The organism is Mycobacterium sp. DBP42 (assembly GCF_005924235.1).
Lineage (GTDB): Bacteria > Actinomycetota > Actinomycetes > Mycobacteriales > Mycobacteriaceae > Mycobacterium > Mycobacterium syngnathidarum.
This window is the reverse complement of record NZ_VCMY01000031.1, coordinates 20,018-33,692: the sequence shown is the minus strand read 5'-3', so window position 1 is coordinate 33,692 and position 13,675 is coordinate 20,018. Positions and strand designations below refer to the sequence as shown.

The 13,675-nt window shown below is 66.2% G+C and carries 13 protein-coding genes and 1 tRNA gene; 6 read left to right on the top strand and 8 right to left on the bottom strand.

Going from position 1 to position 13,675, the window contains the following annotated elements:
• Positions 1-23: 23 nt before the first annotated feature.
• Positions 24-965 (top strand): SDR family oxidoreductase, encoded by a 942-nt coding sequence (locus E0T84_RS22990; RefSeq protein WP_138745653.1) that lies wholly within the window; start codon positions 24-26, stop codon positions 963-965.
• A 286-nt stretch (positions 966-1,251) separates the two neighbouring features.
• Here E0T84_RS22990 and E0T84_RS22980 read toward each other — a convergent pair whose 3' ends face one another.
• Positions 1,252-1,911 (bottom strand): TetR/AcrR family transcriptional regulator, encoded by a 660-nt coding sequence (locus E0T84_RS22980; protein WP_083283884.1) that lies wholly within the window; start codon positions 1,909-1,911, stop codon positions 1,252-1,254.
• Between the two features lie 72 nt (positions 1,912-1,983).
• Between E0T84_RS22980 and E0T84_RS22975 the strand changes: the two genes are divergently transcribed.
• The 3 genes from E0T84_RS22975 to E0T84_RS22965 are packed head-to-tail and all read left to right on the top strand — an operon-like array spanning position 1,984 to position 4,921.
• Positions 1,984-2,664: a hypothetical protein gene (locus E0T84_RS22975; protein ID WP_138745652.1), complete on the top strand. Its 681-nt coding sequence runs from the start codon at positions 1,984-1,986 to the stop codon at positions 2,662-2,664.
• Positions 2,661-3,470, top strand: a complete 810-nt coding sequence (locus E0T84_RS22970; RefSeq protein WP_070184856.1) for an SDR family NAD(P)-dependent oxidoreductase — start codon at positions 2,661-2,663, stop codon at positions 3,468-3,470. The genes E0T84_RS22975 and E0T84_RS22970 overlap by 4 nt, the downstream gene beginning before the upstream one ends.
• Positions 3,467-4,921: a cytochrome P450 gene (locus E0T84_RS22965; RefSeq protein ID WP_138745651.1), complete on the top strand. Its 1,455-nt coding sequence runs from the start codon at positions 3,467-3,469 to the stop codon at positions 4,919-4,921. Before E0T84_RS22970 ends, E0T84_RS22965 begins: the two co-directional genes overlap by 4 nt.
• Before the next feature lie 109 nt (positions 4,922-5,030).
• Here the strand turns inward: E0T84_RS22965 and E0T84_RS22960 are convergent, their stop codons facing one another.
• The 7 genes from E0T84_RS22960 to E0T84_RS22930 form a co-directional block, all read right to left on the bottom strand.
• Positions 5,031-5,711: a TetR/AcrR family transcriptional regulator gene (locus E0T84_RS22960; protein WP_138745650.1), complete on the bottom strand. Its 681-nt coding sequence runs from the start codon at positions 5,709-5,711 to the stop codon at positions 5,031-5,033.
• Positions 5,704-6,957: a cytochrome P450 gene (locus E0T84_RS22955; RefSeq protein WP_138745649.1), complete on the bottom strand. Its 1,254-nt coding sequence runs from the start codon at positions 6,955-6,957 to the stop codon at positions 5,704-5,706. Before E0T84_RS22955 ends, E0T84_RS22960 begins: the two co-directional genes overlap by 8 nt.
• A 270-nt stretch (positions 6,958-7,227) precedes the next feature.
• A tRNA-Ala gene (locus E0T84_RS22950) sits at positions 7,228-7,300 on the bottom strand.
• A gap of 55 nt (positions 7,301-7,355) precedes the next feature.
• Positions 7,356-8,540 (bottom strand): gephyrin-like molybdotransferase receptor GlpR, encoded by a 1,185-nt coding sequence (glpR, locus tag E0T84_RS22945; RefSeq protein ID WP_138745648.1) that lies wholly within the window; start codon positions 8,538-8,540, stop codon positions 7,356-7,358.
• A 238-nt stretch (positions 8,541-8,778) separates the two neighbouring features.
• Positions 8,779-9,432 carry a GNAT family N-acetyltransferase gene (locus E0T84_RS22940; RefSeq protein WP_138745647.1) on the bottom strand — a complete coding sequence of 218 codons (654 nt, stop codon included), beginning with the start codon at positions 9,430-9,432 and terminating at the stop codon, positions 8,779-8,781.
• A gap of 46 nt (positions 9,433-9,478) precedes the next feature.
• A complete protein-coding gene (gene glp, locus E0T84_RS22935; protein ID WP_070187475.1) occupies positions 9,479-10,717 on the bottom strand; it encodes a gephyrin-like molybdotransferase Glp in 1,239 nt (412 codons plus the stop codon).
• A gap of 53 nt (positions 10,718-10,770) precedes the next feature.
• A complete protein-coding gene (locus E0T84_RS22930) occupies positions 10,771-11,700 on the bottom strand; it encodes a UTP--glucose-1-phosphate uridylyltransferase (protein ID WP_070187474.1) in 930 nt (309 codons plus the stop codon).
• 27 nt (positions 11,701-11,727) lie between these two features.
• Between E0T84_RS22930 and E0T84_RS22925 the strand changes: the two genes are divergently transcribed.
• Positions 11,728-12,327 carry a 5-formyltetrahydrofolate cyclo-ligase gene (locus E0T84_RS22925; protein WP_110765073.1) on the top strand — a complete coding sequence of 200 codons (600 nt, stop codon included), beginning with the start codon at positions 11,728-11,730 and terminating at the stop codon, positions 12,325-12,327.
• 19 nt (positions 12,328-12,346) lie between these two features.
• Positions 12,347-13,573, top strand: a complete 1,227-nt coding sequence (locus tag E0T84_RS22920) for a CdaR family transcriptional regulator (RefSeq protein WP_138745646.1) — start codon at positions 12,347-12,349, stop codon at positions 13,571-13,573.
• Positions 13,574-13,675 lie beyond the last annotated feature (102 nt).

Sequence of the window (13,675 nt, the reverse complement as noted above, 5' to 3'; positions counted from 1 at the left end):
GTCGGGTGGGCAATCTCGAGCACATGCCACACGATGACAACCTCATAATCGACGACCTGTCTGGAAAACGTGCGGTGGTGACCGGCGCAAGCGACGGTATCGGCCTCGGTATCGCGACGAGGCTGGCCGGAGCGGGCGCCGACGTGGTCATGCCGGTCCGCAATGCCCGCAAGGGCGAGGTGGCCGCCGCCAAGATCCGCGAACAGCATCCGGACGCGAAGCTGACACTGGAGCAGCTCGACCTGTCCTCCCTGGCGTCGGTGGCAGCGCTCGGCCAGAAGCTGTGCGCCGAGGGCGCTGCGATCCACGTACTCGTCAACAACGCCGGCGTGATGACCCCACCCGACCGGCAGACCACAGCCGACGGATTCGAATTGCAGTTCGGCACGAATCACCTGGGCCACTTCGCGCTCACGGCCCATCTGCTGCCCCTGCTGCGGGCCGGCCGGGCACGGGTGACGTCGCAGACCAGCGTGGCCGCGCGCAGCGGCACCATCAACTGGGATGACCTGAACTGGGAGCACTCCTACGACGGCATGGCGGCTTACCGGCAGTCCAAGATCGCGGTCGGGTTGTTCGGACTTGAGCTCAGCCGTCGCAGCGCCGCGGCGGGTTGGGGAATCACCAGCAATATCTCCCATCCTGGCGTCGCCCCGACCAACCTGCTGGCGGCGCGTCCGGAAGTGGGCCGGGCCAAGGACACCGTCGGTGTACGTCTGATCCGCTGGTTCTCCGCGCGCGGCCTCCTCGTGGGCACCGTGGACAGCGCGAAACAGCCCGCACTGATGGCGGCGGCCGCTACCCAGGTCAGCGACGGCGCGTTCTACGGGCCCCAATGGCCAGGGCACGTCGGCGGCCCACCCGGTGAACAGAAACTCTGGAAACCGCTGCGCGACAACGAGGGCGCCGCGCGTCTGTGGACGGTTTCGGAGAAGCTCACCGGCGCTACTTTCGCGTCGGAGTAGTAGGCGCAGTCCAGCTGGCCATGATGCTCAACGCGTCGGCGAGAAGGACCTGCACCGGATCACCGGAACCGACCGGCGATTCGACGGTTACAACTACTTCGGCGTCCACCCCGAGATTCCGATCGAGTGGTTCGACAAATACGTGAAGTGATTTTCCGGCGGCGCCGGAACCACTGCGGGTTCTTTTCCAGCGCACTGTGACGAGCGTGTCGGCTTCTGTGATGATGTGCCCGCCACATCACGACAGGCTGCACGTTCGTCACAGTGCCCAGAGATGACCATCCGGCTAGGTCTGCGACATCCGGGCGCGAGCCACCTGCGCCGCCCCGCTGCCGGTGATCACCCAAAGGGTGGCAAGTTGCGCGATGAAATCGTCGAGGGACAGGTCGACGCCGCCGTTCACGTATTCCAAGATGGCGTCGGCTGTCCCGCCGACGATGAACGCGGGCGCCACCTTCGCCAGCGGATCGGTCTCCAACTCGACGCCGTGCACAGTGCGGCCGTGATCGATGAGCACGTCGGTGAGCCGGTGCATGACGGTGGTGCGATGAGTATCGAGCTCTGGCGACGCCCCGACGCCGCCCAGCAGGACACGTGCGCGTCGGGGGTCGTCAACCAATGACCGGACTGCGGCCGCCACACTCGCCAACGCCTGGGCCTCCAACGGCTGGTCCACGGCGGCGTCCGCAGCGGCTACCGTCACGCTCCGCAAGCCTTCGGCGAGATCGTCGACGACGGCAGCTGCCAGTGCATCGAGATCGGTGAAGCTCTCGTAGAAGTAGCGCTTGTTGAGATTGGCGGCGGTGCAAAGCTTATCGACCGTCGCACCGCGCCACTCGTTGCGCGCCATCACCTCAAGCGCCGCATCGAGCAGCCGTTCGCGCCGCTGCCGCCGGCGGTCGTCCGCCGATTGACCGCCGTACGCGCGATTGGTCGTTGACACCACCCGGACATTCTGGCACGGTTCTGTACCAGATATTAGGCACGATTCCGTACCAGATATTCGAGAGAGGCGCCCATGGCCACCGCAGAAACTCAGGCGCAAGGCGCCACCGACACATCGGACCCGGCCAAGGTGTCGGTGTTGGACGACCTACTCGAGTTGTCACTGACCTCACCGGTGCTGGCGCGCCACCAGGGCTGGGACTACCTACAGGACCTCGGCAAGGCCGGGCGCCGCGACCAACTCGCCGCACTCTTCGAACGCGGGCAGGCACCCGAAGGGCCACACGGCGCCCTGGAAGGGCTGATCGTCGGCAACCTGTTCGGCATCCCCGAGGCGTACCTGGCCAATCCGCTGCTGAAGATCGACCCGACCTGGCGCGGAAAGACATTCGACACAGACACGGGTTTCAACCGTCTTGCCCCGTTGTCCAAATACGCGATGCGGGTCATCGCACCCCTGTATCGCGGACTCCGCCGGGCCGGATCCGAGATGGTGGGATTCGAATTCACTCACCGCATCGACACGGCGGCCATTCCGCCGTACATCAAAGTGCGTGCGCTGGACTACAGCCCGGCTGAGTTTCGAAACCCGAGCGTTCGCACGTTCCCGATCAAGCGGACCCGCGACGAAGTCGTGGAGTTGCTGCCCGGCCTCTATCTCGGGCGCGCCCTGCTAAAAATGCACAGCGGGGAGGTTCGCCTCATCGCCTACTTCGCGCTGCGCACGTTCACCGACGAGAGCGCCGGCCGATGATCGACCTCGCCGGAGCGGTCGCATGTGTCACCGGAGGCGCCCGCGGAATCGGCCGCGCTACTGCGGTGGCATTGATCGAGCGGGGCGCAACGGTGTGGATAGGCGACCTCGACGCCGACGAGGCCACCCGCACTGCGGACGAGATCGGAGCCAACGCGACCTATCTCGACGTCACCGACGCAGAGAGTGTGTCAGCGTTTCACCGGGCGGCCTGCGCGGATGGTCCGGTCGCGATGCTGGTGAACAACGCCGGCATCCAACACATGGGCCCGTTCGTGGAACAGAAGCTCCTCGCATACCACCGTGAGATCGCGGTCAACCTGACCGGTGTCGTCAACGGCATGCACGAATTCCTTCCTGACATGCTCGAGCGCAATCACGGCCACATCGTGAACGTCGCCTCCATGGCCGCCAAGGTGACCACTCCCGGAATGTCGGTGTACTGCGCGACGAAGTACGCGGTGGCGGCATTGTCGCGGGCTGTCCGTGCCGAAATCGCCCACACCGATGTCACCGTCACTACCGTCATGCCCACGGCAGTCCACACCGACCTGACGGCAGGAGTCACGCTCGACCTTCTCCCGACCCGCCAGCCCGAGCAGATCGGAAACGTCATCGCCGACAGCGCACGGAGCCCCGGACGCGAAGTCACCGTCCCGAAATGGCTGTCGCCGTTCGGGTTACTGGAGGAGGCCACGCCCGAACCGATGATGCAGCTGTTCAAGCGACTCGCCACCCGGAACGAACCACCCGGCCATTTCGACGTAGACCGTCGCCGCGACTACCTGAATCGGATCAACCGATGACGACCTCGTCCACCTGTCTCGCCTCACCGGTGAACAAACACCGACTCCAATCCTTGGGAGCCGCCGTCACCTCACGGTTTCCCAGCGGTGAGCACCCGCTCGCCCCGCCGCCGGCGGGATCGAACCTCAAGCCGGTGATGGGCAACTACGGCTTCCCGTTCCTCGGCCATGTGTTGAGCTCGCTGGCCGATCCCCTCACCTTCGCCCGAGAGCGCTACGAGCGCTTTGGGCCGGTGTCGTGGGCCGGCGGCGTCGGCTTCCGCGTCGTAGGCCTGATGGGCCCCGATGCCCTGGAAGCCGCGTGGGTCAACCGCGACAAGGTCTTCTCCAGCACTCGCGGCTGGGCACCGGTCATCGGACCGTTCTTCCACCGCGGAATGATGTTGCTGGATTTCGACGAACACCGCGACCACCGGCGCATCATGCAGCAGGCCTTCACCCGTAGCGCGTTGGACGGTTACCTGGACCTCATGCGACCCAGTATCGATCGCACGCTGGGCAATTGGCCCTCGACACAGGGGTTTCCGTTCTACCCGTCGATCAAGCACCTGCTGCTCGAACAGGCCGCAGAGGTGTTCGTCGGCACCCATCTCGGTCCCGAATCCGATCAGCTGTCGGCAGATTTCCACGCCACGGTGCGCGGCGGGCAGGCCCTGGTGCGGGCAGATATACCGGGCGGGGTGTGGGCCAGGGGCCTGCGGGCGCGCGAGCGGCTCGAACGGTATTTCGCCGAGCAGGTGCCCGACCGGCAACGCGGCGACGGCACCGATCTGTTCTCGATGTTGTGCCGCAGTGAGGACGAAGGCGGTGCTCGATTCACCCCGGCCGACATCGTCAACCACATGATCTTCCTGCTGATGGCCGCCCACGACACCACCGCGATCGCCCTGTCCATGCTCACCTACGAGTTGGGCCGAAACCGGCAGTGGCAGCAAGCCCTTCGCGACGAAGCGGTCAACCTGCCCAACGACACACCCACGGTTCTGGACCTGGACGCCTACCCGCTGCTCGACGCCGCGTTCAAAGAGATCCTGCGCATGTATGCGCCCGCGGGTGCGCTCTTCCGCCAGACCGTCCGCGATACCGAGATCCTCGGGCACTTCGTCCCACGCAAGACCCAGGTGGCCATCAATGTCTATGCCTCCATGCGACTTTCGGACTGGTGGCCCGACCCCGACACATTCAACCCGGAACGCTTCGTCAACAACGGAGCCTCCCGGGCCGCGGTGAGCCGCTACGTGTTCGCGCCGTTCGGCGGCGGTGCACACAAATGCATCGGACAGCAGTTCGCGGACATGACGGTCAAGACCACCATGCACCAGATGCTTCGGCGGTTCGAATGGAGCGTGCCCGAGGACTACCAGCCGCAGCTGACATGGGGCACCGGGCCGATGCCGGCCGACGACCTGCCGATCACGCTGCGGTCGCGTGGGTTGACGCAACATCGATGACGAGGCCTGCCCCTCAAATCTGCGGCATCGCCTCACCGACGGGCTGGGGATCCAAAGCCGAGTCTGCCGCCACGGCGCCGCCGGCTGGCGTACAGCCGACATCGCCCTTTCAGGAGACCGAGAACTGCTGACCACCCTGCTTGACTCGATCAACATCGTCTGACGCCAGTCCGTGGATCGACAGTGACGTCAGCCTCGGATAGAGGATTGCCGGGCCCAACCAACGACTGATGAAACTGCGCAGCGCGAGCCCGGTGCGCGGTGCCGGTCCAGGATCGGTCAGCATGGACTGCACCGTGCGCAACGTCATCTCGGCGAGTTCGCGCAGTGCGGTGTCGTCGAAGCCGTGAAGCTTCCAATCGACAGCGAGACGATGAAAAACGGACAAGCAGAAAGCGATTGCAGTGTCCGAGGTCAGCGAGGTAAGGGCCTCGCCGTTGTCTTGCCGGGTCAGCAAGTTTTCCAGTTGCGGATCACCGGCGAGGTTCTCGACGCCGAATGAAACGCTTTCAACCACTGCGACGATCGGATCGTTGACGCCGCTGACATGGTCGGCAACCTGGTCGATGAATCCGTTGACGGCACGCATCGCGCTGGCGATGAGCAGCGCGTCGGCGTTGGGAAAATATCGGTAGACGGTCTGACGGGTGACCCCAAGCCTGCGGGCGACCTCGGCAAGCCGTATCGCCGGTCCGTGTTCGGCGATCTCCTCGTCCACCGCAGTCAGGATGCGCGATATGGCTTCTTCGTCCGACGCGGGCGTCGAACCCGCCCAGCCACGACTACGCATCCGCCGTCACCAGCCTTTCGCTGCTGAACTCAATGGGAAGCGTTGTCGGACCGGTCATTCCCAGCAGGGATTTCCACGGCGCCGGACCGGCGCGAAGCGGGGCGGGGAGGCGGCGCGTGAGGACCGTGAGTGCCTCCGCCAGTTCCCGGCGTGCAAGGTTGGCCCCCAGGCAGTAATGCGCGCCACCGCCGAACGTCAGAATTGCGGGAGCGTCCGTGCGCGCAATGTCGAAGCGGTCAGCATCGGCATAGATGGCTGGATCTCGATTGGCCGCAAAGGTGTTCGCGAGCACGAAGGTTCCGGCCGGGAACAGATGGCCACCGAACTCGACATCCTCGACGGCAGCTCGCGGCACGATGCAGGCCGCGGGTGAGTGACGCATGCTCTCCTCGACCGCCTGCATCGCAAGCTCAGGATGGTCACGCAGCTTTGCCCATTGATCCGGATGCTCGCAGAGCACCTGAACCGATGCCGCCAGCTGGTTTCGCGTGGTATCCGTTCCCGCCATCAAGAAGCCGGCCACCAGCATGCGGAGTTCGTCGAGATTCAGCCGGTCACCATCGCTTTCAGCGCGGATGAGCTCCGACAGCAGGTCGTCGGTCAGGTTGTCGCGGCGGGCGGCGACCATGCCGTCGACGTAGGCGTCGAGTTCACCCCAGGCGCGCATGATCGCGGACTCGTCGAAGTTGACATCGGGCTGAAAGTTGAGGGCTTTGAAGACCTCCTCGGTCCAATCCGCGAACAACTGCCAATCCTCACGAGGTGCGCCGAGCAGCGCGCACATGATCGGGGTGGGATAGGGGCGGGCGATGTCGGTCACGACGTCGCACCGTCCCGCGTCGATCACCTGGTCGATCAGGTCGTTGACCACCTCGTGGATGGTGTCCTGGAGACGTGACGTCGCGCGGGGAGTGAACGCCTTGGAGACCAGCTTGCGCAACCGAACATGGGGTGCACCGTTCAGGCCCAGCAGACTGCTCATCATCTTGTCGAACAGCGGGCCCGATGTGATGCCCTGCGCCGCCAGGGTGATGCCGGGCGGCAGGCGGAATCGGTTGTCGCGCAGGATGTCGCGAGCCAGCTCGTAGGACAGGATTTCGGGGCCGAGGGGCCCGATGGCGATAGGTGCCTGCGCTTGCGCCCGTCGGACATCGTCGAGGATGTCGTGCGGCGTGGCAGTCAGGCTGTACGTGAACGTGGGGAGCCCGGCTTCGAAGACGTTGGGGGCGGCACTGTTCAGGTTCATCGTTACCCGTCCTCATCCTCGGCCGACCGGCGGTCTACACGACATATTTTCTCGAAGCGTATGACCATTGCGGCTCCATCGTCAAGGTACGAGCGATGAAGTCCAGTTGAATGCACGAGTCGTCTCGCCTAGGTCATACAGATAAAGCATCTATGTCTAACCCTGCGCTCGTGGCATTGATGCGTACCCAGCGAAAGCGACCAGTCGGAACCAGGCCTGGAGGCCGGATAGCAAAAAGGCAGATCAGTTGCCTGATCTGCCTTTTGAGAGTGGAGCTAAGGGGAATCGAACCCCTGACCTTCTCGATGCGAACGAGACGCGCTACCAACTGCGCTATAGCCCCTGATACCGGAACGAAAGGCTACCAGCCGCCGGCCCGGAACCGGAAACCGGCCGCTCTACTGGCCCGAAGCACGCGGCAGGTCGTATTCGCGCGACGCCGATGCGTATGACGAGTACGCCAGGTGCTCGAAGATGGGATCCTCGTCGTCGATGTCGAGCACCACCGCCCCAGGCCTGCGCAACCGGGCCGGCACGACGTCGAGCTTGTGGTCGTCGGTGTTCTCCACGCCCAGCCGGGACCGGGCCATCCGCTGCGCACGACGACGCCGCAACTGCTCCTCGATACGCGTCTGGCGGCGCAGGTAGGCCAGGTACAGCACGGTGACCGTGGCGGCACCGCCACACACCCACCAGGCCGACGGCGTGACCAGGAAGGCCGCACCCGCCGAGAACAGCAGCGTGACGGCCAGCACCGCGAGCACGCGCTTGCGGAACCGGAACTTGCGGGCACTGATCTCCGCGGCCTTCTTGGATTCGAACCGACGCTGCCGGGTCGCGCTCAACGACGCGACGGGCGCCTCGGCCCGTTCTTCCTCAACCGGCTCGTCTTCGGCCTCGGGCTCCAGGCCCGACGAGTCATCGATGTATTCGTACTCGTCGGCGATCTCTTCGGCATCGTTTGCCGCGACATCCGCGGAGTCCGCGGCATCATCCTCGGCCTCGTCGAGATGCAGTGAGATGCGCTCGGTTTGGGCCTCCGCTTCGGCAGCGTCGACGTCGGCGAGGGGCTGCTCCACCTCGACCGGCTCGGGTGCAGGCTCAGGCTCCGCTTCGGCCTCGGCCTCAGCTTCGGTCTCGAACTCCAATTCGAGTTCGGGCTCGCTGACTTCCTCAGGTTCGGCCGCCTCCGCCATGGCGCCGACGGGCAGTGCGCCGGAATCCTCGTCGACGATGTCGACGTCGAGGTAGTCGGGTTCGGGGGTCTCGACGCTGGCCGCGGCCACCACGACGGTGCGCTGCACGCGCACTTCGGCAGGCGCCTCGTCGTCCTGGAGGTCCTCATCGAGATCCTCGTCGAGGTGGTCGGCGCTGGGCTGCCAGTGCGGATCGCTGTGGTGCCCCGCGGCAGGGCCGCGTCGTAAGCGTTGCGCGTTGCGGCCACTGTTGAGCACTCGAGTCGCCAGGGCGACGTCACTGGTACGACGGACCGAGTCGCGCTTGCTGATCAACATCGGAACCAAAACGAAGAGCCAGAGAACGACGAGGGAAATCCACAGCAGTGACTGGGGGATGCTTGGCATGACGCCTGCTCCTTTCCCCTTCAGGCTAGGTCTGTGACCAGCGCATCCGTGGGTGGCGCGCCGACACAATTACACACCTGTAATTCGATCGATACAAGCACCAACAGTCACATAAGTCACATTGGTAACAGCCGAAGAGGGGTATTTCGCTGAGATTGCTTCCAGGGCTGCGGATCCGGCGAAATCGCAGCCGCGAGCGCGGTCGCGGCACGGCGCGCCGCACACACAGTCAGCCGAATCAGCACCAACTGGCCCGGCCGGCCGACACCAGCGCTTGGGCCGCCGAATGACTGAGCTCTTCCAACGTGACCGCCACCAGTAGATGGTCTCGCCAGGCCCCGTCCACCTCGAGGTAACGACGCAACAGCCCCTCCTCGCGGAATCCCACCCGCGCCAACACGGCCCGGCTCGCCGCGTTCTCCGGACGCACCGTGGCTTCCACCCGATGCAGCTGCACCCCGTTGAAACAGTGGTCGAGCCCCAGGGCCAGCGCCCCGGTCGCCACCCCGCCGCCGGTCTTGCCGCTGGCCACCCAGTAGCCGATCCAGGCCGAGCGCAGCGCGCCGTGCGTGACGTTGCCGATCGTCAGCTGGCCGGCGAACTGCCCGTCGAGTTCGATCACATAGGGCAGCATCCGACCGCGGCGCGCCTCGCTGCGCAGCCCCGAGCAGATCGCCGGCCACGACGAAACAGCATGGCGGACATGCCAATCCACGCCGCTCACCGGCTCCCACGGCTCCAGGTGAGCCTGGTCGGCCAGTCGTGTGCGGCTCCACACCGCGGCATCGCGCAGCCGCACCGGACGCAACCGCACCACCCCGGCCGGTACCCGCAACGGCCCGACCGGGCCGGGCCAACCCGGGTGAAAAGCGCTGGAGCGAAACAGGCTCATCCGCGTGATCGATTCGTCAGACCGTCATTCATCGACTGAAGTCTTATCAGCCGCGCTGGGCCAGGAATGCCACATCCACGGTTTCGCCGGTGCGAACCTCGTCGACTTCGCTCGGAATCACCACGAGACAGTTCGCCTCGGCAAGAGTGGCCAGCAGGTGAGTCGACGCGCCCGGCGCCCCGCCCAACGCCTGCACCAGGTATTCGCCGGTGTCCTGATCGCGCATCAACTGTCCGCGCAGGTAGCCCGTGCGGCCGGCGACCGAGCTGATCGGCGCCAGCGTGCGGGCCTGAACCATCCGGCGCATCGGCTGGCGCTTGCCCAGCGAGAGCCGGATCAGCGGACGCACCATCACCTCGAACACCACCAGCGCACTCACCGGATTGGCCGGCAGCAGGAAGACCGGAACCCGATCGCGGCCGAGCTGGCCGAAGCCCTGCACCGAACCAGGGTGCATCGCGATGCGGGCCACCTCCATCTCACCGAGCTCGGAGAGCACGGTGCGCACCGATTCGGCGGCAGCTCCGCCCACCGCGCCGGCAATGACCACGATCTCATTGCGATTGACTTGACCCTCAACGGTTTCCCGCAGTTCCCGGGGGTCGGTGCTGATGATCCCGACGCGGTTGACCTCGGCGCCCGCGTCGCGGCCTGCCGCCGCCAGCGCATAGGAGTTCACGTCGTACACCTGCCCGGTTCCCGGGCTCCGCGACACGTCGACGAGCTCACCGCCCACGCACATCACCGACAACCTCGGCCGCGGGTGCACCAGCACGCGGTCACGGCCAACGGCGGCAAGCAAGCCCACCTGCGCGGGGCCGATGATTGTGCCGGCCCGCACCGCGACGTCACCGGGCTGCACATCGTCGCCCGTGCGCCGTACATAGGCACCTGAGCGCACACTGCGCAGGATCCGAACCCGGCTCTCACCTCCGTCGGTCCATCGCAACGGCAGCACGGCGTCAGCCAGCGTGGGCATCGGTGCACCGGTCTGCACACGCGCGGCCTGCCGCGGCTGCAACCGGCTCGGCGTGCGGGCACCCGCCTCGATCGAGCCCATCACCGGCAGGCTGATCTCACCGGCGCCGTCACCCACGGACAACACGTCGACACTGCGCACCGCGTAACCGTCGATCGCGGCCTGATCGAATCCCGGCATGGGCCGTTCGGTCACGACCTCCTCGGCACACATCAGACCTTGTGACTCGGCGATGGCCACGCGCACCGGTCGGGGGGCTACCGCGGCAGCCGCCACCCGAGCCTGCTGTTCCTCCACCGAACGCACAACACGCCTTCCTATCTACGGGCCGACATGTGGCTTACCGGGCCAGCTTGTGGCTAGCCCTCCTGTCCGGTCAGACCCAATCGTTCGACCAACCACCGCCGCAAATCGGGGCCGTAGTCTTCACGTTCCAACGCAAAGTCAACCGCAGCCTTCAGGTAGCCGCCGGGATTTCCCAGGTCGTGTCGGGCTCCGCGGTGCACGACGACATGCACCGGATGGCCCTCTTCGATCAGCAAAGCGATGGCGTCGGTCAGTTGGATCTCCCCGCCCACTCCACGCGAAACCCGGCGCAGCGCATCGAAGATGGCCCGGTCGAGCAGGTAGCGGCCGGCGGCGGCGTACGGAGACGGCGCATCGTCGGACTTGGGTTTCTCCACCATGCCCTTGACCCGCAGCACGTTCGGGTTGACCGCGTCAGGCACGGTCTCGACGTCGAAGACGCCGTAAGCACTGATCTCGTCCGCGGGCACCTCGATGGCGCACAGCACAGTGCCGCCGCGTTTGGCACGCACCTTCGACATGGTCTCCAGCACGCCGGTGGGCAACACCAGATCATCAGGCAGCAGCACCGCGATCGCGTCTTCGTCGGGGGCCAGCGCAGCCTCGACACATCCGACGGCATGCCCCAGGCCCAGCGGCTCGGCCTGCACCACAGACTCGACCTTGATCAGTGCGGGCGCGCGGCGGACCTTCTCCAGCATCGTCTGTTTGCCCCGAGCCTCCAGCGTGCCCTCGAGCACCAGATCCTCGACGAAGTGCGCGACGACGCCGTCTTTGCCTTCTGAGGTGATGATGATCAGTCGCTGGGCGCCTGCCTCGGCGGCCTCAGCCGCGACCAACTCGATGCCCGGCGTGTCCACGACCGGCAGCAATTCCTTGGGGACCGTCTTGGTCGCCGGCAGGAATCGCGTACCCAAACCGGCCGCCGGCACCACGGCCGTGTAGGGAATCGGCACCTCAGGCGCCTTTTGAGACGTGCTCATCGTTCACACCCTAACGTCCGTTCTGAAATGGTGGAGGTTGTGACCCCGCCGACAAAGACTGAGTTGAGAGCCGACGTCATTCGTGCCAGACGGGCCGTACCTGACGACCTTCGCGACAGTGAGGCGCAGGCGCTCTGCCATTGGCTGCCCTCGTTGGTGTGCAGCGGGCAAACGGTGTGCGCCTATGTCCCGGTTGGCTCCGAACCCGGCTCGCGAATGCTGTTGGACACCCTGGCGGAACTCGGTGTGCGCGTGCTGCTTCCGGTCGCCCGCAATGACGGCGACGGCCGCCCGACGCCGATGCAGTGGGGACCGTACGAGGCGGGCACGCTGGTGGCGGGCGAGTTCGGTCTGCGTGAACCGCCGGCACCGTGGTTGCCGCCCGGACACATCGCGGATGCCGAGCTGGTGCTCGTGCCCGCGCTGGCCGTCGACCGCAAGGGCAACCGGCTCGGCCGCGGCGCCGGGTTCTACGACCGCAGCCTGATCTACGCCGCCCCGCACACGCGCCTGGTCGCGGTGGTGCGTGATGACGAATTGGTCGACGACCTGCCGGCCGATCCCCACGACGTGCGGATGACGCATGCGCTGACACCGTCGGGCGGAATCGTGACGTTGCAGCGCTGAGCTGGTCCAGAATCGTCAAGTGCCCGATCCGGTAACTCCTGACTTCAGCGCCCGCATGCAGCTGATCGTCGACGACCTGGCCCACGCCCTGGATCGGGCCGTGCTGCTGGATGACGAGGACCTGACCCCTATCACGCACAGCCGTCAGCTCGGCGAGCTCGACGATGTGCGCGTCCACAGCGTGCTGCAACGCGAGACCCGCGCGGAGGTCAAGGCGGCGCTGTTCGACTTCGGCATCGGCTCGGCGGACTCGGCGCTGTGGATCCCGGCGTTTCCCCAGCACAACCTGATGCCGCGGTTCTGTGTGCCGGTGCGATCGTCCTGCGAGCGGTTCGGCTACCTGTGGATCATCGTCCCCGAGGGCACACTGTCCGGGCGTGGCCGGCAGCTGGCCGAGCACGCCGGCGCCGAGCTGTTGGACATCCTCGACCGCCGCAACGCCGCGCTACGCGCCGAAGAGTCCGCGCAGCAGCGGCTCCTGATGCGGCTCGTCGCCGCCGAAGAGCCGCATCAGGCTCGCGAGGTGGTCGCCGAACTGCACACCAGGGACATGGCCGAGCCGGACGACGCCGTCCAGATGTTCCGCTTCGAGCCCGACACCGGCGGCGCGGGCGATCGGAACCTGGCGCTGCGCCTACGGTTGACGGCCACCGACCGGAGCCGCCGCTGGTACACCTTGGGCGGATCTCCGACCACGATCCTGGCGGTGTCACCTTCCGAGGCCGAGTCTGCGAGCACCGCCGAAACCGTGGCCGAGGCGGTGCGGGCCAGCTATGGAACCCACCCGGCGATCGGGGCCTCCGGCGCTCCCCTGCCGATAACCCAAGCCGCCCTTGGGTTTCGACAGGCGCGCCTGGCACTGACTCTGGCCGGCGTCGGCGCGGGCAGCGGGCAGGTGACCGACTGGTCCACCCTGGGCTCATGGCGCACCTTGGCGGTGCTCGGCCAGCACTATGGCCCGGACCGGCTCGGTGAGCTGGTCCACCCGGGCGTCGTCGGCCTGATCGAGCAGGGCCGCGACGACCTCCTCCTCACCCTGGAGACCTACCTGGCCAACGGAGGTGACGTGCGGCGGACCGCCGAGGACATGTTCCTGCACCGATCGACGCTGTACTACCGGCTGGAGAAACTCACCGAGGCCATCGGCGGCGATTTCGGCGACGGCGAAACCCGTTTCGACCTGATGCTTGGCCTGCGGCTGGCGCGGCTGGCCGGGCGGTATCGCCCCGGTTCGACATCTGTCTGAACGAGCCGGCTGACTTTCCGACAGTTTCGGCCCGATTTCTGCTCCGTCGACCGTGCCCCAGGCATAGCGTTCTCTTCTGGCCGCTTGTGAGCTGGGTCACAC

What these genes read in the sequence shown, in the direction of transcription:
- E0T84_RS22990 (WP_138745653.1), top strand. Translation starts at nt 24, where the DNA reads ATGCCACACGATGACAACCTCATAATCGACGACCTGTCTGGAAAACGT.
- E0T84_RS22975 (WP_138745652.1), top strand. Translation starts at nt 1,984, where the DNA reads ATGGCCACCGCAGAAACTCAGGCGCAAGGCGCCACCGACACATCGGAC.
- E0T84_RS22970 (WP_070184856.1), top strand. Translation starts at nt 2,661, where the DNA reads ATGATCGACCTCGCCGGAGCGGTCGCATGTGTCACCGGAGGCGCCCGC.
- E0T84_RS22965 (WP_138745651.1), top strand. Translation starts at nt 3,467, where the DNA reads ATGACGACCTCGTCCACCTGTCTCGCCTCACCGGTGAACAAACACCGA.
- E0T84_RS22960 (WP_138745650.1), bottom strand. Translation starts at nt 5,711, where the DNA reads ATGCGTAGTCGTGGCTGGGCGGGTTCGACGCCCGCGTCGGACGAAGAA.
- E0T84_RS22955 (WP_138745649.1), bottom strand. Translation starts at nt 6,957, where the DNA reads ATGAACCTGAACAGTGCCGCCCCCAACGTCTTCGAAGCCGGGCTCCCC.
- glpR (WP_138745648.1), bottom strand. Translation starts at nt 8,540, where the DNA reads ATGCCAAGCATCCCCCAGTCACTGCTGTGGATTTCCCTCGTCGTTCTC.
- E0T84_RS22940 (WP_138745647.1), bottom strand. Translation starts at nt 9,432, where the DNA reads ATGAGCCTGTTTCGCTCCAGCGCTTTTCACCCGGGTTGGCCCGGCCCG.
- E0T84_RS22930 (WP_070187474.1), bottom strand. Translation starts at nt 11,700, where the DNA reads ATGAGCACGTCTCAAAAGGCGCCTGAGGTGCCGATTCCCTACACGGCC.
- E0T84_RS22925 (WP_110765073.1), top strand. Translation starts at nt 11,728, where the DNA reads ATGGTGGAGGTTGTGACCCCGCCGACAAAGACTGAGTTGAGAGCCGAC.